The organism is Streptomyces sp. NPDC055815 (genome assembly GCF_053616475.1).
This window is the reverse complement of record NZ_JBSHDU010000042.1, coordinates 1-24217: the sequence shown is the minus strand read 5'-3', so window position 1 is coordinate 24217 and position 24217 is coordinate 1. Positions and strand designations below refer to the sequence as shown.

The 24217-nt window shown below is 72.8% G+C and carries 24 protein-coding genes and 1 tRNA gene; 14 read left to right on the top strand and 11 right to left on the bottom strand.

Features of this window, described 5'->3' with window-relative positions:
• Positions 1-33 precede the first annotated feature (33 nt).
• From ACWGN5_RS25020 to ACWGN5_RS24995, 6 genes are all read left to right on the top strand, one after another.
• Positions 34-675: a MerR family transcriptional regulator gene (locus ACWGN5_RS25020; protein WP_453519035.1), complete on the top strand. Its 642-nt coding sequence runs from the start codon at positions 34-36 to the stop codon at positions 673-675.
• A 101-nt stretch (positions 676-776) separates the two neighbouring features.
• Positions 777-1373, top strand: a complete 597-nt coding sequence (locus ACWGN5_RS25015) for a hypothetical protein (protein WP_453518938.1) — start codon at positions 777-779, stop codon at positions 1371-1373.
• A gap of 5 nt (positions 1374-1378) precedes the next feature.
• Entirely contained in the window at positions 1379-2722 is a 1344-nt protein-coding gene (locus ACWGN5_RS25010; RefSeq protein ID WP_453518935.1) for a peptidoglycan-binding protein, read from the top strand.
• The gene (locus ACWGN5_RS25005; protein ID WP_453518933.1) at positions 2719-3429 is read left to right on the top strand and encodes an ABC transporter ATP-binding protein; all 711 of its coding nucleotides are present in this window, start codon (positions 2719-2721) and stop codon (positions 3427-3429) included. Before ACWGN5_RS25010 ends, ACWGN5_RS25005 begins: the two co-directional genes overlap by 4 nt.
• Positions 3426-4655: an ABC transporter permease gene (locus ACWGN5_RS25000; RefSeq protein ID WP_453518931.1), complete on the top strand. Its 1230-nt coding sequence runs from the start codon at positions 3426-3428 to the stop codon at positions 4653-4655. Before ACWGN5_RS25005 ends, ACWGN5_RS25000 begins: the two co-directional genes overlap by 4 nt.
• 464 nt (positions 4656-5119) lie before the next feature.
• Positions 5120-5485, top strand: coding sequence for a hypothetical protein (locus ACWGN5_RS24995; RefSeq protein WP_453518929.1), 366 nt, complete (start codon positions 5120-5122; stop codon positions 5483-5485).
• On the opposite strand, the gene ACWGN5_RS24990 is transcribed toward ACWGN5_RS24995, so the two are convergent.
• Genes ACWGN5_RS24990 through ACWGN5_RS24980 form a run of 3 tightly spaced genes read right to left on the bottom strand, consistent with a single transcriptional unit; the run spans position 5461 to position 8688 of the window.
• Complete coding sequence (locus tag ACWGN5_RS24990) at positions 5461-7140, bottom strand: HAMP domain-containing sensor histidine kinase (RefSeq protein ID WP_453518928.1); 1680 nt, start codon at positions 7138-7140, stop codon at positions 5461-5463. The genes ACWGN5_RS24995 and ACWGN5_RS24990 overlap by 25 nt on opposite strands.
• On the bottom strand, positions 7137-7844 hold the full coding sequence (locus tag ACWGN5_RS24985; protein ID WP_453518925.1) for a response regulator transcription factor: 708 nt from the start codon (positions 7842-7844) through the stop codon (positions 7137-7139). The genes ACWGN5_RS24990 and ACWGN5_RS24985 overlap by 4 nt, the downstream gene beginning before the upstream one ends.
• A 40-nt stretch (positions 7845-7884) precedes the next feature.
• Positions 7885-8688, bottom strand: a complete 804-nt coding sequence (locus ACWGN5_RS24980) for an exodeoxyribonuclease III (protein WP_453518923.1) — start codon at positions 8686-8688, stop codon at positions 7885-7887.
• A gap of 49 nt (positions 8689-8737) precedes the next feature.
• Between ACWGN5_RS24980 and ACWGN5_RS24975 the strand changes: the two genes are divergently transcribed.
• Together ACWGN5_RS24975 and ACWGN5_RS24970 are read left to right on the top strand one after the other, a co-directional pair.
• Positions 8738-9217 carry a GNAT family N-acetyltransferase gene (locus ACWGN5_RS24975; RefSeq protein ID WP_453518920.1) on the top strand — a complete coding sequence of 160 codons (480 nt, stop codon included), beginning with the start codon at positions 8738-8740 and terminating at the stop codon, positions 9215-9217.
• A gap of 166 nt (positions 9218-9383) precedes the next feature.
• Positions 9384-10316 (top strand): collagenase, encoded by a 933-nt coding sequence (locus tag ACWGN5_RS24970; RefSeq protein WP_453519032.1) that lies wholly within the window; start codon positions 9384-9386, stop codon positions 10314-10316.
• 71 nt (positions 10317-10387) lie between these two features.
• Here ACWGN5_RS24970 and ACWGN5_RS24965 read toward each other — a convergent pair.
• From ACWGN5_RS24965 to galU, 7 genes are all read right to left on the bottom strand, one after another.
• Positions 10388-10461, bottom strand: a tRNA-Ala gene (locus ACWGN5_RS24965).
• Positions 10462-10557: 96 nt separating this feature from the next.
• A complete protein-coding gene (gene sepX / locus ACWGN5_RS24960) occupies positions 10558-11601 on the bottom strand; it encodes a divisome protein SepX/GlpR (RefSeq protein ID WP_453518918.1) in 1044 nt (347 codons plus the stop codon).
• A 137-nt stretch (positions 11602-11738) separates the two neighbouring features.
• Complete coding sequence (locus ACWGN5_RS24955) at positions 11739-12332, bottom strand: GNAT family N-acetyltransferase (RefSeq protein ID WP_351188888.1); 594 nt, start codon at positions 12330-12332, stop codon at positions 11739-11741.
• Positions 12333-12346: 14 nt separating this feature from the next.
• Positions 12347-12886 (bottom strand): MogA/MoaB family molybdenum cofactor biosynthesis protein, encoded by a 540-nt coding sequence (locus tag ACWGN5_RS24950; protein ID WP_453519030.1) that lies wholly within the window; start codon positions 12884-12886, stop codon positions 12347-12349.
• Between the two features lie 14 nt (positions 12887-12900).
• Positions 12901-13386 carry a cyclic pyranopterin monophosphate synthase MoaC gene (gene moaC / locus ACWGN5_RS24945; protein WP_116160486.1) on the bottom strand — a complete coding sequence of 162 codons (486 nt, stop codon included), beginning with the start codon at positions 13384-13386 and terminating at the stop codon, positions 12901-12903.
• A 59-nt stretch (positions 13387-13445) separates the two neighbouring features.
• Entirely contained in the window at positions 13446-14795 is a 1350-nt protein-coding gene (gene glp, locus ACWGN5_RS24940; RefSeq protein ID WP_453518914.1) for a molybdotransferase-like divisome protein Glp, read from the bottom strand.
• A 4-nt stretch (positions 14796-14799) separates the two neighbouring features.
• On the bottom strand, positions 14800-15711 hold the full coding sequence (gene galU / locus ACWGN5_RS24935) for a UTP--glucose-1-phosphate uridylyltransferase GalU (protein WP_453518912.1): 912 nt from the start codon (positions 15709-15711) through the stop codon (positions 14800-14802).
• A 104-nt stretch (positions 15712-15815) separates the two neighbouring features.
• On the opposite strand from galU, the gene ACWGN5_RS24930 reads away from it, so the two are divergent.
• Entirely contained in the window at positions 15816-16415 is a 600-nt protein-coding gene (locus ACWGN5_RS24930; RefSeq protein ID WP_453518910.1) for a 5-formyltetrahydrofolate cyclo-ligase, read from the top strand.
• Here ACWGN5_RS24930 and ACWGN5_RS24925 read toward each other — a convergent pair.
• Complete coding sequence (locus ACWGN5_RS24925) at positions 16399-19149, bottom strand: penicillin acylase family protein (protein WP_453518908.1); 2751 nt, start codon at positions 19147-19149, stop codon at positions 16399-16401. The two genes, ACWGN5_RS24930 and ACWGN5_RS24925, sit on opposite strands and share 17 nt — an antisense overlap.
• 214 nt (positions 19150-19363) lie before the next feature.
• Here ACWGN5_RS24925 and ACWGN5_RS24920 point away from each other — a divergent pair, with 214 nt between their 5' ends.
• The 5 genes from ACWGN5_RS24920 (at position 19364) to ACWGN5_RS24900 (ending at position 24186) form a co-directional block, all read left to right on the top strand.
• Complete coding sequence (locus tag ACWGN5_RS24920) at positions 19364-20932, top strand: potassium/proton antiporter (protein ID WP_453519028.1); 1569 nt, start codon at positions 19364-19366, stop codon at positions 20930-20932.
• 251 nt (positions 20933-21183) lie between these two features.
• On the top strand, positions 21184-22455 hold the full coding sequence (locus tag ACWGN5_RS24915) for an MFS transporter (RefSeq protein WP_453518905.1): 1272 nt from the start codon (positions 21184-21186) through the stop codon (positions 22453-22455).
• Positions 22456-22523: 68 nt separating this feature from the next.
• Positions 22524-22871, top strand: coding sequence for an FmdB family zinc ribbon protein (locus ACWGN5_RS24910; protein ID WP_453518902.1), 348 nt, complete (start codon positions 22524-22526; stop codon positions 22869-22871).
• A 77-nt stretch (positions 22872-22948) separates the two neighbouring features.
• A complete protein-coding gene (locus ACWGN5_RS24905) occupies positions 22949-23794 on the top strand; it encodes an S-methyl-5'-thioadenosine phosphorylase (RefSeq protein WP_453518899.1) in 846 nt (281 codons plus the stop codon).
• Between the two features lie 128 nt (positions 23795-23922).
• Positions 23923-24186 (top strand): hypothetical protein, encoded by a 264-nt coding sequence (locus ACWGN5_RS24900; RefSeq protein ID WP_453518896.1) that lies wholly within the window; start codon positions 23923-23925, stop codon positions 24184-24186.
• Positions 24187-24217 lie beyond the last annotated feature (31 nt).

The following is a 24217-nucleotide window of genomic DNA, read 5'->3' as shown; positions in this document are numbered from 1 at the left end:
GAGACCGCGGCGGCAGGCGTGCGCGAGTACCGCATGGAGGAACTGGCCTCCGCCGCCGGCATCACCGTGCGCACCCTGCGCTTCTACCGCGAGCGCGGCCTGATCCCCCCGCCCCGCCGCGAGGGCCGGATCGCCTGGTACGACGACAACCACCTGGCCCGGCTGCGCACCATCGCCGCCCTCCTGGAGCGCGGCCACACCCTCAACGGCATCGCCGACCTCACCACCGCCTTCGAGAGCGGCCGCAACGTCCGCGAGGTCCTCGCACTGCCCGCCCCCTCCGAGGAGGAGCCGGTCCGCCTCACCCCCGAGGAGCTCGCCGACCACTTCGCCGGCGAGGTCACCGCCGAGAACCTCGCCGCCGCGCTCGACCTCGGCTACCTCGTCACCGACGGCGAGGAGATCATCCACATCAGCCGCCGGCTGCTCGACGTCTCCGCCGCCCTGGTCCGCGAGGGCGTCCCGCTCGCCGAGGTCCTCAAGGCCGGCGCCCGCGTCCGCGAACACGCCGACGCGCTCGCCGAACTCTTCACCGAACTCCTGCGCACCCACGCCAAGGACGACGACCTGTGGCGGCTGCGCCCGCTCGCCAAGAGCGTGGTGGAGGCGGAACTGTCGATGGCACTCGACCGGCGGCTGCGCGAGGCCCCCGGCGCACCGGACACGGCCTCATGATCGCCTGACAGGTTCTTCAAAAGTTCTTCATGACCCCCGTCCTACGGTCGGTCCGCCCACCGCGCCCGCGGCCGGGCCCGACGGGAGGAACGGGAGAACCGATGAGGACGAACCGGATACTGCTGGCCGCCGCGGCGGCGGTCACCGCGTTCGCGCTGACCGGCTGCGGCGCCGGCGGGGACGACGGCGCGGGGAAGATCCCGACGGCCGGCGACGGCACCTCCTCCGCCGGTACGGGCAAGGCCACCACGGGGAGCGGGAACGGCGGCGGCAAGGACGAGGCCGCCGCGTACGTCGAGGCCAAGCGGGCCTGGGTGAAGTGCCTGCGCGAGAACGGCCTGGACGCCCCCGACCCCGACGCGAACGGCCAGGTCGAACTCGGCGACGCCAGGGTCCTCAAGAAGAACCCCACCTTCATCGAGGCTTCGCAGAAGTGCAGCGACCTCAACCCGCCCGTCCCCGCCGAGATCGAGCGCAGGCTCGCCCCCAAGCTCACCCCCGAACAGATCAAGAAGCAGTTCGACTTCGCCGACTGCATGCAGAAGAACGGCGCCCCCGACTTCCCCGACCCCGAGCCCGACGGCAACGTGTACGGGGACGTCCAGTGGAACTCCGGCACCGCCGCCGCCAAGCAGGCCGCCCGCACCTGCGCGCCGATCATCGGCACCCCCGTCGAGCAGGGCCCGGGCAAGGGCTGAGCACGGTGAGCGGAATCTTCACGGACAGGGACGAGGACGAGGCCGGCGGCGCGGAGGTGGAGCCGCGGCAGGAGGGGACGGCTCCCCCGCGCGCCCCGGGCCGCCGGCGGAGCCGTACCGTCCTCGTCGCCGCCGCCTGCGTCGTGGTCGCGGCGGTCGCCGTCGTCGGCCGGCTCGGCCTGGGCGGCGGCGGGGGCGAGGGTCCCACCGCCCCGCCGAGGGCGGGCGGCACGGTCGCGGTCGGCCGGCAGACCCTCGTCGAACGCACCAAGGTCGAGGGCCAGTTGGGCTTCGGCGCGGAGATCCCTCTGCCGGTCAAGGCCTCCGGCACCGTCACCTGGCTCCCGGAGGCGGGCACGACCGCCGAGCGCGGGGACACCCTGCTCCGGGTGGACGACCGGCCGGTGGTCCTGCTGTACGGGACGCTTCCGATGTACCGCGAACTGGGCATGACGCCCGGCACCGAGGCCCCTCCGGCGGCGGGGGACACGGGAGGCGGGACCGGCGGCGCGGACGGGCGCACGGACGGCGGTGCGGACGGGCGCACGGACGGCGGTGCGGACGGGCGCACGGACGGCGGTGCGGCCGGCGGCAAGGGCACGAACACCGCCACGGACGCGAACACGCCCCCTCCCGCCGCTCCCCCGCAGCCCCTCCGCGGCATGGACGTCCTCCAGTTCGAGTCCAACCTCGCCGCCCTCGGCTACACCGGCTTCACCGTCGACGAGAACTTCACCTCCGGCACCGCACGGGCCGTCAAGCGCTGGCAGAAGTCCCTGGGCCTGCCCGAGACCGGCCGGATCGCCCTCGGCGACGTCGTGTACGCCTCCGGCCGGATCCGCCTCGGCCACGCGGGCGTCCGCCTCGGCGCGGCGGCCGGCGAGAACGTCCTCGGCTACACCGGCACGACCCGCAAGGTCGTCGTCAACGCCTCCGCCACGGAGGCCTCCTGGGCCGTGCGCGGCAGCGAGGTCACCGTCGGCCTGCCCGACGGCACCCCCGTGCGGGGCGAGGTCGCCTCGGTCGGCAAGGAGGCGGCCGCACCCGAGGGGGACGGCGGGAGCGGCGGCGGCCCGCCCACGGTCCCGGTCACGATCACCCTCGCCGACCAGCGGTCCCTGGGCCGCCTGGAGAGCGGTCCGGTCTCCGTCGAGTACGTGGGCAGGAAGCGCGAGAACGTCCTGACCGTCCCGGTCGCGGCCCTGGTGGCGCTCGCCGAGGGCGGACACGGCCTGGAGACCGAGGACGGCCGCTTCGTCACCGCCCGCACGGGCCTCTTCGCCGACGGCATGGTCGAGGTGAGCGGCCCGGCGCTGCGCGAGGGCCTGAAGGTGAGGATCCCGCAGTGAACGCCGTCGTGGAGTTCCGGGAGGTCTCGAAGACGTACCCCGGCGGGGTGACCGCGGTCCGGGACGTGAGCCTGCGCGTCCGGCGCGGCGAACTCGTCGCGATCGTCGGCCCGTCGGGCTCCGGCAAGTCCAGCATGCTGAACCTGATGGGCAGCCTCGACCGGCCCTCGGCGGGCCACGTCCTGGTCGACGGCCACGACGTGGCGGAGCTGACGGACCGGGAGGTGTCGGCACTGCGGGCCACCCGGATCGGCTTCGTCTTCCAGCAGTTCCACCTGGCGGTCGGCGTCCCGGTCCTGGACTCGGTCGCCGACGGCCTGCTGTACGCGGGGATCCCGCTGCGCCGCCGCCGGGCGCGGGCGGCGGCGGCCCTGGACCGGGTCGGGCTGAGCCACCGGGTCCACCACCTGCCGCACCAGCTCTCGGGCGGCGAGCGCCAGCGGGTCGCCGTGGCACGGGCGGTGGTCGGCGGACCCGCGGTCCTGCTCGCGGACGAGCCGACGGGGAACCTGGACTCGGCGTCGGGGGCGGCCGTCCTGGCGCTGCTGCGGGAGCTGCACGCCTCGGGCACGACCGTCGTCGTCATCACCCACGACCGGGAGATCGCAGCCGCGCTGCCCCGCCGTATCGAGATGCGCGACGGCACGGTGGTCGCGGACACCTCCACGGAAACCGACGGCTCTCCCGCGATCGGAGCCCACGGATGATCCCCGCCCAGCGAGGAAGAGGCACCGGGCGGCGAGGCACCGCCCTCCGCCCGGCCCGGCTGCGCCCCGCCGACGTCGTCCGGCTCGGCGGCACCGGCCTGCGCACCCGCCCGCTGCGGGTGTTCCTCTCCGCGCTCGGCATCGCGATCGGCGTCGCCGCCATGATCGCGGTGGTCGGCATCTCCGGCTCGGGCCAGGCGGAGGTGGACCGCCGCCTCGACGCGCTCGGCACCAACCTGCTGCGGGTCGAGCCCGGCGCCACCCTGGGCGGGCAGCAGACGAAGCTCCCGGCCGAGGCGGCCCGCATGATCGACCGCATCCCGCCGGTCCGGGAGGTCGCCGCCACCGGCGCGATCGACGCGAAGGTCTACCGCAACGAGCGGATCGCGGTCGGCCGCACCGGCTCCCTCTCCGTCCTGGCGGCGGACGAGGGCCTGCTCCCGGCGGTCGGCGGCCGGATGGGCCGGGGCCGCTGGCTGGACGCGGCGACCGAGCGCTACCCGGCGGTGGTGCTCGGCGCGACGGCCGCCCAGCGGCTCGACGTGTACACCCCGGGGACCCGGCTGTGGATCGGCGGCCGCTGGTTCTCCCTGGTCGGCGTCCTCGACCCCGTACCGCTGGCCCCGGAGCTGGACGGCGCGGCGCTCGTCGGCGGGCCCGCGGCCCGGACGTACCTGCGGTTCGACGGCCATCCGTCGACGGTCTACGTCCGCGCCGAGGACCGTGCCGTCGCGGCGGTACGGGCGGTGCTGCCGGCCACGGCGAACCCGGCGAAGCCCGCGGAGGTGCGGGTCTCCCGGCCCTCGGACGCGCTCGCGGCCCGCGAGGCCACCGAGTCGACGCTGACCGGTCTGCTCCTCGGCCTCGGCGGGGTCGCGCTGCTCGTCGGCGGGGTCGGCGTCGGGAACACGATGGTGATCTCCGTCCTCGAACGGCGCCCCGAGATCGGGCTGCGCCGGGCGCTCGGCGCCACCCGGGGCCAGATCCGCACGCAGTTCGTCACGGAGTCCCTGCTCCTGTCGGTGATCGGCGGTCTAGGCGGGACCGTCCTGGGGACGGTGATCACGGCCGCGTACGCGGTGAGCCGGGGCTGGCCGACGGTCGTCCCGGCGTGGGCGACGGCGGCCGGGGTGGGGGCGACGCTGGTGATCGGGATGATCGCGGGCCTCTATCCGGCGGTACGAGCGAGCCGACTGGCCCCGACGGTGGCGCTGTCCGGCACGTGAGGCAGCACGGCCCGCCGGAAGGGGCCGACACCTGGCGAGCCGGGCCACGTCGCGCACCGCCCGCACGGCCCGCGCGCCCCGCCGGAAGCGGCCAACCTCGGTCGGGCGCCGCCCCGGGCCGGGTTGGCCGCTTCCCGTCGTTTCCCGCTGCTTCCCCCCGATTCCCCCGGGGCCCGGATCCCGGAATTCCGGCGGACCGGAAGCGAATGACCGGCTCCCCACACCCCCGTCACGGGCTCCACGGGCCCGGGGACCGGAATTCCGAAGCCCCTCCGTCCGGCGCCCGCATTACTCCCGAAATACCCGCGCCACCCCCGCCGGATATCCACCACCGAAAAGAAGCCGACGCCCTGTCCGCCCGTTGAACGATTTCCCTCCTCCGGGCAATTCTTTCCCCGCACTCGAACGAACCCGCCCGTCCGGCACACCGCCGGACGGAACGACCACGAGTTCAGGAGAGATCGATGCGTCTTCGGACGAAGCTCGCCGCGGTGGCCCTCGGCGCCGTCGCGGCCACCGGCGGCCTGGTCCTGCCCACGACGGCGGCCGTGGCCGCCCCGGACGGTGCCGCCGCCTGCTCCAGCCCCGGCTGGTCCAACAGGGACGGCCGGGCCGGCGGCACGAACACGGACTACGTGAACATCCGCAGCGGCCCCACGACCGAGTGCGTCGCGCTCGGCCAGGCGCAGGCGAGCCACGGCCTCACCCTGCACTGCTGGGTGGCCGGCCAGGACGGCACGTGGTCGCACGTCCGCGACAACACCACCGGCATCTCCGGCTGGATCAAGGACAGCTTGCTGAACGGCTACGGGTCCAACGTTCCCTGTTGATCCCGCACCCCGCCGCCGGCCCCGCCCCGCGGGGCCGGCAGCACCACCGTGAACACGGACCCCACGCCCACCTCGGACGTCACCTCGACGGCCCCGTGGTGGTCCGCCACGATCTGCCGGGCGATCGAGAGACCGAGCCCACTGCCGCCGGTGGCCCGCCCGCGGGCCGCGTCCGCCCGCCAGAAGCGGTCGAAGAGGTACGGCAGATCGGCGGCCGGGATGCCGCTGCCGGTGTCCGCGACCGCGATCCGCACCCGCTCGTCCCGCTCGTCCAGTGCGAGCCGCACACGGCCCCCGGGGGGCGTGTGCCGCACCGCGTTGCCGACGAGGTTCCCGAGGGCCTGGCGCAGCCGGTCCGGGTCCCCGTGCAGCCGTACGGTGCCGGGGGCGGCGCCCGCCACCTCCAGGGCGACCCCGGCCGCCGCGGCCCGGGCGCTGTGCGCGGTCCGGCAGGCCTCGACCAGCTCCCGCGCGTCCAGCGGCCTGCGGTGGTACGTGAGGGCGCCCGCCTCGGCCAGCGCCAGGTCCTGGAGGTCGTCCACGATCCGCTGCTGGAGCAGCACCTCCTCGTGGAGCGAGTCGAGCAGCTCGGCGTCGGCCTCCAGGACGCCGTCGCGGAGGGCCTCCAGATAGCCGCGCAGGTTCGCGAGGGGGGTGCGCAGCTCGTGGGCGATGTCCCCGACGAGCCGGCGCTGCCGCTCCTCGCTGCCCTGGAGGGAGCCGGCCATCCGGTTGAAGGAGCGGCCGAGCTCCGCGATCTCGTCCTTGCCGGAGGCGGGCACCCTGCGCCCGAGGTCGCCCCCGCCGAGCCCCCGGGAGGCCGCCGTGAGGGCGCGTACGGGGCGCAGGACGGCCCGGCCGAGGAGCAGCGCGCAGGCGAGCACGGCGGCGGCGACCCCGGCGGCGACGAGCGCGGTGGGGCCCGCGGCCAGGGTCTGTCCGGCGTCGTCGACGGCGCCGAGCCGCACGGTCAGCGGCTGCGGGCCGAGGGCGGCGGTGCGTTCGGTGAAGACCCGGCGCAGACAGGCGAGCGCTTCGGCGTGCCCCGGGGCGCGGCAGGCCTCGGCCGCGGTGATGTCGGCCCGGCGCGGGCTGTCGGAGCCGGAGTCGGCGCAGGGCGTGCCGGCCGGGGTGTTCCCGCCGCCCCGGTAGAGCGGCATGCCGAACTTGCCGGGCAGGACGGTGACCTGCTGTCCGAGCCGGGTCAGGCAGGCCGCGTAGGTGACGTTGTCGCCGTACCGCTTGATGACGGAGGGCGTCACCTTGCGCATCGAGCCGGCTTCCCAGACCTGGGGGAAGTCCAGCTGGGGCCTCGGGTCGACGAGCAGCGCGGGGGCGGTGCTGCCGGGGCGCGGGTCGCGGCCGAGGAGGGTGTCGGAGTCGGCGAGCTGGCCCTGCCGGTCGGTGCTGATCCGGATGCGCTGCCCGGTCTCCTCGGCGAGGGTGCGGACGGTGGCGGCGACGCCCTCCCAGGTGCCGTGGCCGGCTCCGTAGGCGCGCAGCTCCTCGGTGATGGCGGCGATGGACTGGCGGTCGGCGGCGGCGGACTCGCGGACCTGTCCGGTGAGCTGCCGCAGGGTCAGCCAGGCGGTGGCGCCGCTGGCGGCCACGGCGACGAGCAGGACGAGCGAGAAGACCCGCAGCCGGAAGCTCATGAGGCTCCGTCGGAGAAGTCGGAGAGCCGGTATCCCCGCCCGTACACGGTCTCCAGTCGGCGGGGCCGGCCGGGATCGTCCTCCATCTTCAGCCGGAGGTTGCGGACGTGGACGTCGACCGTGCGCTCCAGGACGTCGCTGTCGAAGCCGAAGACCCGCTCGATGAGCTGCGCGCGGGTGAAGACCCGGCCCGGCTCGCGGGCCAGGACCTCCAGGAGGGAGAACTCCTTCGAGGTGAGGGCGACCGGCCGGCCGGCGACCCGGACCTCGAAGCGGGCGGTGTCGAGCTCGACCGCGCCGACGGTAAGGAGCTCGTCGCGGGCGGCGGCGCCGGTCGCCCGGGACCGGCGGAGCAGGGCGCGGACCCGGGCGGTGAGCTCACGGGGGCTGTACGGCTTGGTGAGGTAGTCGTCGGCGCCGAGGTCGAGGCCGAGGAGCATGTCCTCCTCGGTGCTGCGGGCGGTGAGCAGCAGGATCGGTACGTCGGATCCCTCGGAGCGGAGAATGCGGCACACGTCGAGCCCGTCGACGAAGGGCAGCATCACATCGAGAACGACGAGATCGGGCCGTACGGAACGCACACGCTCCAGTGCGGCGCGTCCGTCCGCGACGACCTGGACGGAATTCCCCTCCCGTTCCAGATAGATCCGAATCAGCCGTGACTGTTTTTCGTCGTCCTCGGCGATGAGAATGCGCGCGCTCAACGATGCCCCCACCCGGTGCCGTCAATGGCACAGCACCGTACTAGACCTCGTAGACGGCGGTGACGGGCGCGTGATCGCTCCACCGCTCCCCGTGCGTGGCGGCCCGCTCGACATAGGCCTTGACGGCCTTGGCGGCGAGTCCGGGGGTGGCCATCTGGTAGTCGATGCGCCAGCCGCTGTCGTTGTCGAAGGCGCGCCCGCGGTAGGACCACCAGGAGTAGGGCCCCTCCTGCTCGGGGTGCAGGGCGCGCACGACGTCCACGTAGCCCCCGTCCGCCTCGTCGAGGACGCGGGAGAGCCACTCCCGCTCCTCGGGCAGGAAGCCGGCGTTCTTCTTGTTGGACTTCCAGTTCTTGAGGTCGGCCTCGCGGTGGGCGATGTTCCAGTCGCCGCAGACGACGACCTCGCGGCCGTCGGCGGCGGCGCGGGTCCTGAGCTCCTTGAGGTACGGCAGGAACTCGCCCAGGAACCGGTACTTCTCGTCCTGGCGCTCGGTGCCGACCTCGCCGGAGGGCAGGTAGAGGCTGGCGACGGTCACGCCGGGCAGGTCGGCCTCGACGTAGCGGCCGCTGGAATCGAACTCGGCGGACCCGAACCCGATCCGGACGGCGTCGGGCTCGCGCCGGGTGTAGAGCGACACACCCGCGCGCCCCTTGGCGGCGGCGGGGGCGTGGACGGTGAACCAGCCCTCGGGGCTGCGCACCTCCTCGGGCAGCTGCGCCTCCTCGGCGCGGACCTCCTGGAGGCAGACGGCATCGGCGGAGGTGCCGGCCAGCCACTCGACGAAGCCCTTCTTGGCGGCGGCACGGAGTCCGTTGACATTCGCGGTCGTGACAGTGAGCATCCCGGGAGAATACAGACAATGGCCATCGCATAGAAGTACGATCCATCGCATGAACATCCAGCCCACGCCTTATGACCACCCCGACGCCGTCAAACTCAACGACGCGGTCCAGGCGGAGTACGCCGCCCGCTACGGCGACGAGGGCGACGCCACACCGCTGGACGCCGGAATGTTCGTGCCGCCCCGCGGCCTCTACCTCCTCGCGTACGACCCCGAGGGCCGGCCGGTCGCCACGGGCGGCTGGCGCACCCAGGACGAGAACGACGAGGGCTACGCGGACGGCGACGCCGAGCTGAAGCGCATGTACGTGATACCCGAGGCACGCGGTCTCGGTCTGGCCCGCCGCATCCTCGCGGCCCTGGAATCCGACGCCCGCGCCGCCGGCCGCGTCCGCATGGTCCTGGAGACGGGCACCGAGCAGCCCGAGGCCATCGCCCTCTACACCTCCAGCGGCTACGAGCCCTGCACCAAGTTCGGCCACTACCGCCACAGCGAGCTCAGCCGCTGCTTCGCGAAGCCGCTGAACTGAGGCCTCCGGCAGCGACCGGAACCCCTGAGATCCCGCCCGATCCCCCGATCGGGCGGGATTTCTGCGTCCGCAGGACTGTTCAAGCCATGTGACATGTGCCATTTTACTGCGCAGCCCGTCCAGGACGGGACCCCAACTCCCCTACCAGGAGTGCGTCTTGCGCATCATGGCCCTCGCCACCGCCCTGCTCGCCGCCACCCTCGCGGCCGCTCCCGCCCAGGCCGCCCAGGCCGAACCCGAGCCGGGCCACGCCTTCGCGGACCCGGCCCAGCGCCCGGCCCACGGCATCGCCAAGGGCAACCCCGGCGCGACCGGCACCACCGGCGGCAGGCTGGAATCACGGATCCTGCCGATCGTCCACGACTGCGGCCCCTCCCTCCGGATCCGGGCCCAGGAGATGACCGCCGCCCAGCTGGCGGCGACCTGCGCGAGCCTGGCCAACCAGGACGCCTACTTCCACGGCGTGGTGAACGACCCGGGTCCGGTGGCGGACGACCGCAACACCACCCTGGAGGTCGACGTCTTCAACTCGAGCGCCGACTACAAGGCCTACGCGGGCAGGATCTACGGCATCGACACGAACAACGGCGGCATGTACCTGGAGGGAGACCCCGCCAGGACGGGCAACCAGCCGCGCTTCATCTGCTACGAGCGCACCGACGTGAGCCCCGGCTGGCAGATCTGGAACCTCAACCACGAGTACACCCACTACCTCGACGGCCGCTTCGACCTGTACGGCGACTTCGAGGCGAGCCAGAGCACCCCCACCGTGTGGTGGGGCGAGGGCATAGCGGAGTACGTCTCCTACTCCTACCGCGGCGTCACGTACACCAACGCCATCGCCGAGGCCGGCAAGCACACGTACTCCCTGCGCACGCTGTTCGACACCACCTACGCCAACAGCGACGTCAGCCGCACCTACTCCTGGGGCTACCTCGCCGCCCGCTACATGGTCGAGAGGCACCCGGCGGACGTGGCCACCGTACTCGGCCACTACCGCAGCGGGAACTGGGCCGCCGCGCGTGCCCACCTCACCTCGCTGGACTACGAGAGCGACTGGAACGCCTGGCTGACGGCCGTGGCGACGGCAGGCGCCTGACGGACCGCGAAGAACCCCTGAACGACGAAGATCCCGCCCGGTCTTTCGACCGGGCGGGATCTCGTTGTCTGTGGACCTGTGGGGATTTGAACCCCAGACCCCCTCGATGCGAACGAGGTGCGCTACCAGACTGCGCCACAGGCCCTTGCGACGTGTGAAACATTAGCATCCCGATCGGGAAGAACAAAAATCGCTTCCCTCGCAGGTCAGCCGGGGGCCGTCGCGGGCCCCCGGCCGGGGGTCATTCGTTGGCCGCGCGGGGGCGGTCGTCGTCCGCGTACTGGTCGAAGAGCGGGGTCCGGCCGTGGTCGCGGCCCCGGCGCGGCGGGGTGGTCCGCTGGCGGGGCGCGGGGGACGGCGCCGGGGTCGGGTCGGCCGCCGTGGAGGAGCGGGCCGCGCTCCAGGTCTCCGGGTCCGTGATGTCGATGCCGCTCGTGGCGCGCGGGGCGACCGGGGCGGTGACGTACGTGGGGAGCGGCACCGGGACCGGGTCCCAGCTGTCGCCGCGGGCCGGGCCGCGCTCGCGCTGCTGGTCCACCCACTCCGCGTGGTCCGTCTGCTCGACCAGGGCGCGCCGGTCCGCCTCCTGCGGGGTGACCGCCGGGGCCTGCTCGGCCTCCGGCTCCGGCGTCGGGGCCGGGCGCCGGCTCTCGCGCAGCCGGGCGGCGGCCGCCTCGGCGCGCCGCCGGTCCATCACGTACACGAAGCGGCGGCGTTCCTGGATCCGCAGGTGGACGATGTACGCGCTGAGGAGCAGCGCGGGGACCGCCGGGGCCCACAGGAAGGCGATGCCGCCGACGGCCGCGACGACCGCGCCGAGGGTGAAGGCGGCGAAGAGGAGCGTCGTGGTCCGGCGGCGCCGGGCGAGGACCTTGCCGCGGCGGGCGCGCTCGGCGGCTCCCGGGGCGGGCCGGGCCGGCGCGGGCGCCGGTTCGGGCGCCGGTTCCGGCTCGGGTTCCGGTTCGGGTTCCGGGAGCTCCAGGCGCGCTTCCGTCCTGGCCGCGGGCGCGGAGAAGGCCCGGACGTCGACCGAGCTCAGATGCTCGGTCTCCGCGTCCGGGTCCACGTCGGGCGTCGGTCCCTCCGCCGTACGGTCCCGCTCCTTGAGCTCCTTGGCGTACCGGCGCTCCATGCCCGCCCGTCCGGAAAGCAGCCGGATGGCGGTGCTGAAGCGTTCCGTCGGACGGGCTTCGTTCAGCTCGTCCTGCCTGCGGAGCCACATCGGCACCAAGTAGGCGGCCCAGGCCCCGACGATGACTGCGTAGATGAGGCCGCTGCTGCTCACGCCTCACACGGTAGAGGGGTTCTGTAACACGCATCGGCCAATTGGCCCGGTGTGTCGCACGATCTGGCTGATATCACTGAACTTTTTTGTGATTGTTCCGATCGATTGACCGCCAACTGACGATTAAATTCGAACACTTATTGCATTCTTGCGTGATGCCAGCGGCGCAGCAGCCCCTCCGGCACCTCCTCCGCCGTCAGCGCGAAGACCAGATGGTCCCGCCACGCGCCGTCGATGTGGAGATAGCGGGGCCGCAGGCCCTCCTCGCGGAAACCGAGCTTCTCCACCACCCGGCGCGAAGGCCCGTTCTCCGGGCGGATGCACACCTCCATGCGGTGCAGCCCCACCACGCGGAAGCAGTGGTCGACGGCGAGCGCGACCGCCGTCGGCATCACCCCGCGCCCGGCCACCTCGCTGTCCACCCAGTACCCCACGTGCCCCGAGCACATCGAGCCCCACGTGATCCCGGCGACCGTCAACTGGCCGACGAGCCGCCCCCGGTACTCGATCACGAACGGCAGCATCCGGCCGGCGTTCGCCTCCGACCGCAGATGACGCACCATCTGACGGTACGTCGGCCGGTGCGCGACCGGGCCGCCCGGAGGCGGCGGCGGAACCGTCGCCTCCCAGGGCCGCAGCCACTCGCGGTTGCGCCGGTTCACCTCGCGCCAGGCCGCCTGGTCGCGCATCTTTATCGGTCGGAGCAGTACGTCGCCGTCGACGAGCACCACCGGCCAGGACGGGATCACGACGCTCTCGGGTGGTCGCCGCCGCGGATCTGGTCGACGGCGTGGCGCAGCAGCGGCTCGAGCACGGCGAGCCCGTCGCGGACCCCGCCCGGGGACCCGGGCAGGTTCACGATCAGCGTGGAGCCCGCGACCCCCGCGAGCCCCCGGGAGAGCGCCGCCGTCGGCACCTTCTCCCTCCCGTACGCGCGGATCGCCTCCGGGATGCCCGGGATCTCCCGCTCCAGGACCCGGCGGGTCACCTCGGGCGTCTCGTCGGTGGGCGAGATGCCCGTACCGCCGGTCGTGACGATCACGTCGTACCCGGCGTCGACCCCTGCCCGCAGGGCCGCCTCCACCGGCGCCCCGTCCGGGACGACCTGCGGGCCGTCCACGGCGAAGCGCATCCGGGTCAGGCCCTCGGCGATCAGCGGACCGCCCTTGTCCTCGTACACCCCGGCCGACGCCCGGTTGGAGGCGGTGACGACGAGCGCGCGGTAGGCCGCGGCCGGGACCTCCTCGGGGGCGGCCTCCGTCTGCTCCTCGTGCGTGGCGGCCACCCGGCCCGCGCGCGTCACGCCTCGGCCCTCGTCCAGTGGCCCGACTTGCCGCCCGTCTTCTCCTCCACCCGTACGTCGGAGATGACCGCGCCCTTGTCGACCGCCTTCACCATGTCGACGACGGTCAGGGCCGCCACCGAGACCGCCGTGAGGGCCTCCATCTCGACGCCCGTGCGGTCCGTGGTCTTCACCGTCGCCAGGATCTCGACCGCGTCGTCCGTGACCGCCAGGTCCAGGGTGACGCCCGAGACGGCCAGCGGGTGGCAGAGCGGGATGAGGTCCGGGGTCTTCTTGGCGCCCATGATCCCCGCGATGCGGGCGGTGGCGAGCGCGTCGCCCTTCGGGACGCCCTCGCCGCGCAGCAGCTCGATCACGCGCGGCGAGACGAGGACCCGCCCGCTGGCGCGGGCGGTGCGGGACGTGACGTCCTTCGCCGATACGTCGACCATGCGGGCCGCGCCCGCCTCGTCGATGTGGGTGAGACCTTGCTGCGTGCTCATGGCCGTGACACTCCCGGTCGCTGTGTGAAGGACGACACCGTACCCCCAGCGTCGCCCCCTCAGCCCAGGAGGACCACTTCCAGCTCGGTGCCCGGCTCCACGTTCCGCGTCTCCTCCGGGACCACGAGCAGGCAGTCCGCGTGGGCGAGGGCCGCGATCAGGTGGGAACCGGCACCGCCCACGGGTGTGACGGTGCCCGCCGCACGGTCGTACGTGCCGCGGAGGAACTGGCGGCGGCCCGCCGGGGACGAGAGGGGCTCGTCGGCGGCGAGGACGGCCCGGACCGTGGGCCGGTGCAGGTCCTCGACGCCCATCAGGGCGCGGATCGCGGGGCGCACGAACAGCTCGAAGGAGACGTACGAGGAGACCGGGTTCCCCGGCAGGGCGAGCAGCGGGATCTGCTCGGTGCCGACCGCGCCGAAGCCCTGGGGCTTGCCCGGCTGCATGGCGAGCTTGCGGAAGTCGACCTGTCCGTCGGCGGTCAGCGCCTCCTTCACCACGTCGTACGCGCCGACGCTCACCCCGCCCGTGGTGACGATCAGGTCGGCCCGGATGAGCTGGTCCTCGATGGTGGCGCGCAGCGACTCCGCGTCGTCGGCGACGGCCCCCACCCGGTAGGCCAGGGCGCCGGCGTCCCGCGCGGCGGCGGCGAGCGCGAAGCTGTTGGAGTCGTGGATCTGGCCCTCGCCGAGCGGCTCCCCGGGCTGGACGAGCTCGCTGCCGGTGGAGAGGACGACCACCCGGGGGCGGGGGCGGACCTTGACGGTGCCGCGGCCGATCGCGGCGAGCAGGCCGATCTGCGGCGGCCCGAGGACCGTGCCGGCCGCGAGGGCGAGCTCCCCGGCCCGTACGTCGCTGCCCGCTCTGCGGACGTGGGCGCCGGCCTCGGCGGAGCGGTGGACCCGGACCTCGCCCGCGGCGCCCTCGGGGGCGGTGCTGGCGGCGGTCATGCCGGTGGCGGCGCCCCCGCCCGTACCGCCGTCGGTCCACTCGACGGGGACGACGGCCTCGGCGCCGGGCGGCAGCGGGGCGCCGGTCATGATCCGGGCGGCCTGGCCGGGGCCGACCTCGGGCAGGCCGCCGGCGCCCGCGGCGACGTCGCCGATGACGGTGAGGACGGCGGGGAACTCCTCGGTGGCCCCGGCGACATCGGCGACCCGGACCGCGTAGCCGTCCATGGAGCTGTTGTCGAAGGGGGGCAGCGCGGCCGGCACCGTCACGTCCTCGACGAGGACGCAGCCCTGGGCGTCGAGGAGTTGCAGCTCGATCGGTTCGAGCGGGGAGACCGTCGCGAGGATGTCGGCGAGGTGCTCGTCCACCGACCACAGGCCGCGGGCCGGGCCCGCGCAGGGGTCCGGCGCGCCCGCCCCGTGGTCGTGCTCGTGCTCGTGTGCCGCACTGCTGCTCAAGGTGCTACATCTCCTCGCTGACATATCTCCGGAGCCAGGCCCGGAAGTCCGGTCCCAGATCTTCACGTTCGCACGCGAGTCTGACAATGGCACGCAGATAGTCGCCGCGGTCGCCGGTGTCATAGCGGCGCCCCTTGAACACGACGCCGTGCACGGGGCCGCCGAGCTTCTCGTCCCAGGCGAGTTTCTGCAGGGCGTCGGTCAGCTGGATCTCGCCGCCGCGGCCCGGCTCGGTCTCCCGCAGGGTGTCGAAAACGGCTGGATCCAGGACGTAACGGCCGATGATCGCGTAGTTGCTGGGCGCCTCGCCCGGATCCGGCTTCTCGACCAGGTCCGTCACCTTCACCACGTCCGAGTCGCCGGTCGGCTCGACCGCCGCGCAGCCGTAGAGGTGGATCTGCGAGGGCTCGACCTCCATCAGGGCGATGACGCTGCCGCCCTCCCGCTCCTGCACCTCCACCATCCGCGCGAGCAGCGGGTCGCGCGGGTCGATCAGGTCGTCGCCGAGGAGCACCGCGAAGGGCTGGTCACCGACGTGCGGGGCGGCGCACAGCACGGCGTGGCCGAGGCCGCGCGGGGCGCCCTGGCGGACGTAGTGCATGGTGGCGAGGTCGCTGGACTCCTGGACCTTGGAGAGGCGTTCCTCGTCGCCCTTGCGGAGGAGGGCCTCCTCCAGCTCGTAGTTCCGGTCGAAGTGGTCCTCCAGGGGCCGCTTGTTCCGGCCGGTGATCATCAGGACGTCGGAGAGGCCGGCCGCGACGGCCTCCTCGACGACGTACTGGATGGCCGGCTTGTCGACGACCGGCAGCATCTCCTTCGGGGTCGCCTTCGTCGCCGGCAGGAAGCGGGTGCCGAGACCGGCGGCGGGGATGACAGCCTTGCTGATCCGACCGAGCCTGGGGAACGACTGATTCATGCGGTGCACCTTAGCCGTTCGGAATGAGAGGAAGATGTGGCTTCGGTTAACTTCCTCCACATAAAGACAGTTACAAGAATTCCGTATATGTACATGAGGCCGGCATGACACCTGAGATGTCCGAAAAGACCCTGCTGCGCAGCCGACTTCTGGGCACCCGCGCCGCACTGACCCCCCTTCTCGTCGCGGACGCGGCCGAATCCCTCGCCGCGCACGGAATGGAACTGGCCGAACTCTCGGGGGCGGCCACCGTCGCCGCCTATGTGTCGGTGGGCCGCGAACCGGGCACGCGCGCGCTGCTCGACGCCCTCCACGCGCGCGGGGTGCGGGTCCTGCTCCCGGTCCTGCTGCCCGACAACGACCTGGACTGGGCGGCGTACGAGGGACCGGAGGCGCTGGCGAAGGCCGGCCGCGGCCTGCTCGAACCGACCGGGCCCCGGCTGGGCCCCGAGGCGGTGTGCGCCGCCGACACCGTGCTGCTGCCGGGCCTCGCGGTCGACGGGCGAGGGATGCGGCTGGGGCGGGGCGGCGGCTCGTACGACCGGGTCCTGGCCCGGCTCGCACGCGCGGGCGTGGATCCGGCCCTGGTGGTGCTCCTGTACGCGAACGAGGTGGTCGCCCGGGTCCCGGAGGAACCGCACGACCACCCCGTGCAAGCGGTGGTGACCCCGGAGGGGGTCACCCGGTTCAGGGCTTCAGCGTGAGCGTGTCCTTCGCCGCCGCGTCGACCGCCGCCTTGCCGTAGGCCCAGTCGTACAGCTCGCCCTTCGCCCAGGTGTCCGTCTGGTCGGTGTAGTTCGAGTGGAAGGCGTGCCCGGAGGCGCCGGTCAGGTTGACCCAGCGGGACTTGTCCCAGTCGCCGACGTTCACGACCATCCGCATCGACGGCACCCAGATGACCTCGTAGCCGCCGGCCGCGTTCCAGCCGGTGGCGTCGACGGCCGCCTCACCGCCGCCCAGGTTCCACGGGCCGCGGTTGAGGAGCTGCTGCACGACGCCGGGGCCCGCGGTGCCGAGGGTCTGGTTCTTCAGGGTCAGCTGGTGCAGCCGGCCCCAGCTCCAGGTGGAGACGTCCTTGCCGAGCTTCGCGGTCAGCTCCCAGCGGGCGTCCTTCATGGCGCGGGCGAGCAGCTGGTCACGGGTCTCGGTGGCCGGGTCCAGACGGTTGCCCGGGGTCTTCCACCACTCGTTCTTCTCCTGCTTGAGGAGCGGGCGGACCACCTCGTACCAGCGGTCGCCGCCGTCCGGCTGCGCCGAGTCGGGGTCGCGCTCGCCGCACTCGCGGACGAGCTTGTTCTGCTCGTCGACCGGGCCGGTGGCCTGGGCCGGGCGGACGCTGATGCAGTCGCCCTCGGCGCGCAGTTCCTTGGGCAGCTTGTTGCCGAAGGCGAGCTTGAGGACGTTGCGCCAGACCGCGTTGAAGTAGGCGGCGGCGGCCGAGTCGGGCTCCTGGGTGTAGTCCCAGCCTTCGAGGAGCTTCTGCGCCTCACGGACCTGCGGGTCGGCGATGTCGATCTTCAGCAGGAGCGGGTTGAGCAGGGTCGCGATCTCGCTGCGGTTGTCCGTCTGCATGGTCCGCATGTCGTCCGGCGAGATCTTGCCGCCGTCCTTGGTCTTCGACTCGATGAGGTCGTTGATCCGCTGGCTGCGCGAGCCGTAGCCCCAGTCCTTGGTGAGCAGGTCGGGGTAGGTCTTCTGGTCGATCACGGCCTGGTTGGCGGTGACGATGTAGCCGCGCCGCGGGTTGTACTCGTAGGGCAGCTTCTCGAAGGGGATGGTGCTCCTCCATCCGTACGAGGAGTCCCAGCCGGGCGCGGGCAGGGTGCCGTCGCCCTTCTTCCGCTGCGGGATCGTGCCCGGGGACTGGTAGCCGATGTTGCCCTCGGTGTCGGCGTAGATCAGGTTCTGGGACGGGACCTCGAAGTACTTGGCGGCCGCCCGGAAGGTCTTGAAGTCCTTGGCGCGGTCGAGGGCGAAGACGGCGTCCATCGAGTGGCCGGGCTGGAGCGCGGTCCACTGGAGGGAGACGCCGTAGCCGGTGCCGCGGTCCGGGGCGGAGTTGCCGACGGGGGCCTTCTGGCCGACCTTCTCCAGGTCGGAGGAGCGGTCGGAGACGAGCGGGCCGTGCTCGGTGGAGCGGACGGTGATCTTCCGGTCGCTGCCGCCGGCGACCTTGATGATCTCCTCGCGGCTCTTGAAGGGCTTGACCTTGCCGTCGACGAGGTAGCCGTCGGGGCCGATCTTCTCCAGGTAGAGGTCGGTCACGTCGGCGCCGAGGTTGGTGAGGCCCCAGGCGATCTTGTCGTTGTGGCCGATGATCACGCCGGGCATGCCGGAGAAGGTGTAGCCGGCGACGTCGTAGCGGCAGGTGGCCGAGACGGAGCGGCAGTGCAGGCCCATCTGGTACCAGAGGGACGGCAGCTGGGGCGCGAGGTGCGGGTCGTTGGCGAGCAGCGGCTTGCCGGAGGTGGTGAGCCGCCCGGCGACGACCCAGGAGTTCGAGCCGATGCCGTTGCCGTTCGGGCCGAGCAGGGCGGGGACGGTGTCGAGGACCTCGGAGAGGGCGCCGAGCTGGGAGCTCACGCCGCCGCTCGCACGGCCGGGACCCGCGCCCGGGGTGTCCCCGGTGGTGGTGCCGTCGCCCTCGGTCGCGTCGGCCTTCGGGTCGAACTTCCCGGTGGACGCGTCGACCGCGCCCTTGTCCAGGATCGGCTGGTGCAGCGCGTACGGGTACTCCGGGTACAGCTGCTTGATCTGCTTCGCGTTCAGCCGGCTCGTCATCAGCGAGCGGTCGATCTCGTCCTGCATGTTGCCGCGCAGGTCCCAGGCCATCGCCTTGAGCCAGGACACCGAGTCGACCGGGGTCCACGGCTCGATCGCGTAGTCGTTGGTGAGGCCGAGCGCCGCGTACTCGACGGAGACGTCCTCCGGCGCGCGGTCCTTCAGGTAGGCGTTGACGCCCTCCGCGTACGCCTGGAGGTACTTCTTCGTCTCCGGCGACAGGACCTTGTCGTACTCCTGCTGCGCGACCCGGCGCCAGCCGAGGGTGCGCAGGAAGGCGTCGGTGTCGACCTGGCTCTCGCCGAACATCTCGGAGAGCCGGCCCGCGGTCACGTGCCGGCGGACGTCCATCTCGTAGAACCGGTCCTGCGCCTGGACGTAGCCCTGGGCGCGGAAGAGGTCGGTCTCGTTGTCGGCGTAGATCTGCGGGACGCCGTTGGCGTCGCGCTTCACCTCGACGTCGGCGGAGAGTTTGTCGAGTCGGATCTCGCCGGTCGTCTGCGGGAACGAGGCCCGGACGGTGCTGACACCCCAGTACCCGCCGAAGCCGATGCCCGCGACCAGTGCGAGGACCAGGACGACGAGGATCAGGCGGGCGCGCCGCCCTTTCTTCTTGGCGGTCTTCTTGCCGGGGGGCGCGGTCGTGTTGGAGGGCATCGCTGTCCTTCGAGGGGCAGGGTGGTCCTGGAGTACGGGAGCAACCTTAGGCGCAGCGTCCGGACGGCCCGGACGCGGTGTCAGGAAGAGAACCGTACTGATGAGCGAGGAGAAGCAAAGAGGGCGTCAAGAAAGCGTTAAAGATTAGGTAAGGTAACGAAGTACCTTGCCGCTGGAGGAACGATCCAGCCGCACGTGAGGGAAGGAACGGCCACTGACTGTCCACCAGCTCAACGAACTTCTGCTCGTCTGCTCCCTCGTCCTGCTCGTGGCCGTCGCGGCCGTGCGGATCTCCTCCCGGAGCGGGCTCCCCAGCCTGCTGCTCTACCTCGGCATCGGCGTCGCCATCGGCCAGGACGGCATCGGCAACGTCGCCTTCGACAACGCCGAACTCACGCAGGTCATCGGCTACGCCGCCCTCGTCGTGATCCTCGCCGAGGGTGGTCTCGGCACGAAGTGGAAGGAGATCAAGCCGGCACTGCCCGCCGCGGTCGTCCTCTCCACCGTCGGCGTCGCCGTCAGCGTCGGCATCACCGCCGCGGGCGCCCACTACCTCGTCGGGCTGGACTGGCGGCAGGCCCTGATCATCGGCGCCGTCGTCTCCTCCACCGACGCCGCCGCGGTCTTCTCCGTGCTGCGCAAGGTGCCCCTCCCCTCACGGGTCACCGGTGTCCTGGAGGCCGAGTCCGGCTTCAACGACGCCCCCGTCGTCATCCTCGTCGTCGCCTTCTCCACGGCCGGACCGGTCGACCACTGGTACCTGCTCATCGCCGAGATCGCCCTCGAACTCGCCATCGGCGTCGCCGTCGGCCTCGCGGTCGGCTTCGTCGGGGCCTACGGGCTCAAGCACGTCGCCCTGCCCGCCTCCGGCCTGTACCCGATCGCCGTCATGGCCATCGCCGTCGTCGCGTACGCCGCCGGCGCCATGGCCCACGGCTCCGGCTTCCTCGCCGTCTACCTGGCCTCGATGGTCCTCGGCAACGCCAAGCTTCCCCACGCGCCCGCGAACCGCGGCTTCGCCGAGGGACTCGGCTGGATCGCCCAGATCGGCATGTTCGTCCTGCTCGGCCTGCTCGTCACCCCGCACGAGCTCGGCCACGACTTCTGGCCCGCCGTCGTCATCGGCCTCGTCCTGACCGTGGTCGCACGGCCCATGGAGGTCCTGGTCAGCCTGCTGCCCTTCCGGATCCCCTGGCAGGAGCAGGCCCTGATGTCCTGGGCCGGCCTGCGCGGAGCCGTCCCCATCATCCTCGCCACCATCCCGATGGTGTCGAAGATCGAGGGCAGCGAGCGGATCTTCAACATCGTCTTCGTCCTCGTCGTCGTCTACACCCTCGTCCAGGGCCCGACGCTGCCCTGGCTGGCGAAGGCCCTCAAGCTCGGCGACTCCACCGAGACCGCCGACCTCGGCGTCGAGTCCGCACCCCTGGAGCGGCTGCGCGGCCACCTGCTCTCCGTCGCCATCCCGGAGAGCTCCCGGATGCACGGCGTCGAGGTCGCCGAGCTGCGCCTCCCCGCCGGAGCCGCCGTCACCCTCGTCGTACGGGAGGACGCCAGCTTCGTACCGGGTCCGGCGACCGTCCTGCGGCACGGCGACGAACTCCTCGTCGTCGCCACCGACCCGGTGCGGGACGCCACCGAACGGCGGCTGCGGGCCGTCGGACAGGGCGGCAAGCTCGCCGGCTGGCTCGGGACCGGGGGCGCGACGGCCGCCTCGGAACCCACGGCCATGGGGCGCTTCCACCTGCCGGGCAGCGACCACCGCAGGAAAACTTCCGGTTAATCCCAGGCATTAATTCAGGTGCGGGAGCGTTTTCCCAGGCGGGAAGACGCTCTTCCCTGTACCATGAAGGAACACCTGATCGAACCAACTCTGCCTGACGCAGAGCTGGCGCGACCGTATGGCGGCCGTGGCGCCCCTCCGCAGTGGGGCCGGCCCGGTATCTACCGCAGTAACGCGCATGAGGACAGCTCTCGGCGACACCCGCACCACCGTGCGGAGGCGCGCTACCAGGCGGCAGAAAGGCAAGGACCGTGGCGTCCACGGTCATCTCGGACAAGCGGCCCGGCTACGGGCAGCTGCTGCGCACACCCGGCGCACTGTCCTTCCTGCTCCCCGGCTTCGCCGCGCGGCAGCCCTTCGCGATGCTGACCATCGGCATCGTCCTGCTCGTCCAGCACACCACCGGCTCCTTCGGCAGCGCCGGCGCGGTCGCCGCCGTCACCGGTGTCTCCATGGCGCTGTTCGCCCCGCAGAGCGGCAAGCTCGCCGACCGCTTCGGCCAGCGCGCCGTCCTGATCCCCGGCGTCCTCGTCCACACCGCGTCCGTCTCCCTGCTCGTCGCGCTCGCCCTGTCGGGCGCCCCGCTCTGGGCACTGTTCCTGGCCGCGGTCCCCTCCGGTGCCTCCGTGCCCCAGGTCGGGCCGATGGTCCGGTCCCGCTGGGCCGCCAAGCTCGACGGCACCCCGCTGATGCCGACGGCCGCCGCCTTCGAATCCGTCACGGACGAGTTCACCTTCGTCGTCGGCCCCGTCCTCGCCACCGCCCTGTGCACCGGCGTCCACCCGGCCGCGGGCCTGATCGCCGAGGCCGCCCTCACCCTCGTCGGCGGCCTGTTCTTCGCCGCACAGCGCGCCACCCAGCCCGCGTACGGCCTGTCCGCCGCGGTCACCTCGGAGCCCCACCGCTCCGCCCTGTCCGTCCCCGGCGTCCGCGTCCTGATCGTCGCCTTCCTCGGCATCGGCTCCGTCTTCGGCGGCATGCAGGTCTCCCTCACCGCCTTCACCGAGGAGATCGGCAACCCCGGCGCCAACGGCCTGCTGTACGGGATCTTCGCCGCCGGCAACATGCTCGCGGGCATCGCCATGGGCGCCGTCGCCTGGAAGACCGGCCCCCGCCGCCGCCTCGTCCTGGGCTACGCGGGCCTCACCGCCGCCGCCTCCCTGCTGTGGACCACGCACTCGGTGCTGCTCCTCGGCGCCCTGGGCCTCGTCGTCGGCCTGTGCATCGCCCCCGCCCTGATCACCGGCTACACCATCGTCGAGACCCTGATCCCGGCCTCGGCCCGTACCGAGGCCTTCACCTGGCTCACCGGCGCCGTCGCGCTCGGCCAGGCCGCGGCCGTCACGGTCGCCGGCCGCCTCGCCGACGCCCACGGCGCCAGCACCGGATTCCTGGTGCCGATGGCGGGCACGGCCCTCGCCCTGACCACGCTGCTCGCCCTGCGGTCGCGGCTGAAGCCGCGCGAGGCGAGCCGGGTCGCCGCACGTGGTATCGGTCACCGCGTGCCGGTGGCGGTGGACTGAACCCACGGAATACGTCACTATGGATCGTCGTTAGCACTCGATGAGTGTGAGTGCCAGGAGGAAGTCAAGTGCCGACCTACCAGTACCAGTGCACCGAGTGCGGCGAAGGCCTCGAGGCGGTGCAGAAGTTCACGGATGACGCCCTGACCGTGTGCCCCAGCTGCCAGGGACGCCTGAAGAAGGTGTTCTCGGCCGTCGGCATCGTCTTCAAGGGCTCCGGCTTCTACCGGAACGACAGCCGCGGCTCGTCGTCCAGCAGCTCGCCGGCCTCGTCGAAGTCCTCGACGTCCTCGACGTCGACCTCTTCGTCCCCGGCCTCGTCGTCCGCTTCGTCCTCTTCGGACGCGAAGCCGGCCGCGTCGTCCGCTTCCTCCTCCTCGACGTCCTCGTCGAGCACCGGAAGCTCGGCCGCCTAGTTCTTCCCCGAGGGGCCCGTCGCCGTGCGCGACGGGCCCCTCGGTGTTTCCGGGGGCGCGCGCTTAGGGTGACCGGCATGGCCAACCATGACGTGTACGCGGACATCGGCGTGATCGGCGGCTCCGGCTTCTACTCGTTCCTGGAGGACGTCACCGAGGTGTCCGTCGACACCCCGTACGGCAGCCCCAGCGACTCCCTCTTCCTCGGCTCGATCGCCGGGCGGCAGGTCGCCTTCCTCCCCCGGCACGGCCGCGGCCACACCGTCCCGCCCCACCGGATCAACTACCGCGCCAACCTCTGGGCGCTGCGCTCCGTGGGCGTACGGCAGGTCCTCGGGCCCTGCGCCGTCGGCGGACTGCGCGAGGAGTACGGGCCCGGCACGCTCGTCGTGCCCGACCAGCTCGTCGACCGCACGAAGAGCCGGGCACAGACCTACTTCGACGGCGAGCGGCGGGCCGACGGAGCCGTACCGAACGTCGTCCACGTGACCTTCGCCGACCCCTACTGCCCGGACGGGCGGCGGGTCGCGGTCAAGGCCGCCCGGGGCCGCGGCTGGGAACCCGTCGACGGCGGCACGATGGTCGTCGTCGAAGGGCCCCGCTTCTCCACCCGCGCCGAGTCCCGCTGGCACGCCGCCGCGGGCTGGTCGGTGGTCGGCATGACCGGACACCCCGAGGCCGTCCTCGCCCGCGAGCTGGGCCTCTGCTACACCTCCCTCGCCCTCGTCACCGACCTCGACGCGGGCGCCGAGACCGGCGAGGGCGTCTCCCACACCGAGGTGCTGCGGGTGTTCGGCGAGAACGTGGGACGGCTGCGGGAGGTCCTCTTCGACGCGGTGGGGGCCCTGCCGGCGACGGCGGACCGGGACTGCCTGTGCCTGCGGGCGCACGACGGCTGGGACCTGGGGATCGAACTGCCGTAAACCACCCTTGGGTGTGGGCGAGTTGTCCACAGCCCTGAGGTGATCCCCAGGCCGGAGCGGGGTGGGGGCGGAGTCGGGAGAGTGGGGGCGTTCTCGCTCCGCTCCCGACCGGACAGGCGGTACCCCGCATGACGACCACCCTCACCTCCTCCGTCCCCGCGCCCTGTACGGTGCCGGCCTTCGAGCCGCTCCGGGTGCGGGGCGCCCGCCACCGGCTGCGGAGGGCCCTCCGGCGGGGGCGGCGCGCACCGGCGCTGCTCCTGGCCCTGACGGCGGGCGCGCTGGCCGTCGCGCACATGGGCGCCGCCCCGGCCACGCCCCCGCCGCCGTCGGGCCCCCCCCCCGCCCCGCCGCCCCGCGCCCCCCCCACGACGGCGACGGCCACTCCGTAGACGGAGCGCTGGAAGCGGCGCACGAAGGCCA

Bases quoted from the DNA above. Each gene is read 5' to 3' on its own strand.
- ACWGN5_RS25020 (WP_453519035.1), top strand. From the start codon at position 34: ATGGAGGAACTGGCCTCCGCCGCCGGCATCACCGTGCGCACCCTGCGC.
- ACWGN5_RS25015 (WP_453518938.1), top strand. From the start codon at position 777: ATGAGGACGAACCGGATACTGCTGGCCGCCGCGGCGGCGGTCACCGCG.
- ACWGN5_RS25000 (WP_453518931.1), top strand. From the start codon at position 3,426: ATGATCCCCGCCCAGCGAGGAAGAGGCACCGGGCGGCGAGGCACCGCC.
- ACWGN5_RS24995 (WP_453518929.1), top strand. From the start codon at position 5,120: ATGCGTCTTCGGACGAAGCTCGCCGCGGTGGCCCTCGGCGCCGTCGCG.
- ACWGN5_RS24990 (WP_453518928.1), bottom strand. From the start codon at position 7,140: ATGAGCTTCCGGCTGCGGGTCTTCTCGCTCGTCCTGCTCGTCGCCGTG.
- ACWGN5_RS24980 (WP_453518923.1), bottom strand. From the start codon at position 8,688: ATGCTCACTGTCACGACCGCGAATGTCAACGGACTCCGTGCCGCCGCC.
- ACWGN5_RS24975 (WP_453518920.1), top strand. From the start codon at position 8,738: ATGAACATCCAGCCCACGCCTTATGACCACCCCGACGCCGTCAAACTC.
- ACWGN5_RS24970 (WP_453519032.1), top strand. From the start codon at position 9,384: ATGGCCCTCGCCACCGCCCTGCTCGCCGCCACCCTCGCGGCCGCTCCC.
- moaC (WP_116160486.1), bottom strand. From the start codon at position 13,386: ATGAGCACGCAGCAAGGTCTCACCCACATCGACGAGGCGGGCGCGGCC.
- galU (WP_453518912.1), bottom strand. From the start codon at position 15,711: ATGAATCAGTCGTTCCCCAGGCTCGGTCGGATCAGCAAGGCTGTCATC.
- ACWGN5_RS24930 (WP_453518910.1), top strand. From the start codon at position 15,816: ATGACACCTGAGATGTCCGAAAAGACCCTGCTGCGCAGCCGACTTCTG.
- ACWGN5_RS24925 (WP_453518908.1), bottom strand. From the start codon at position 19,149: ATGCCCTCCAACACGACCGCGCCCCCCGGCAAGAAGACCGCCAAGAAG.
- ACWGN5_RS24905 (WP_453518899.1), top strand. From the start codon at position 22,949: ATGGCCAACCATGACGTGTACGCGGACATCGGCGTGATCGGCGGCTCC.
- ACWGN5_RS24900 (WP_453518896.1), top strand. From the start codon at position 23,923: ATGACGACCACCCTCACCTCCTCCGTCCCCGCGCCCTGTACGGTGCCG.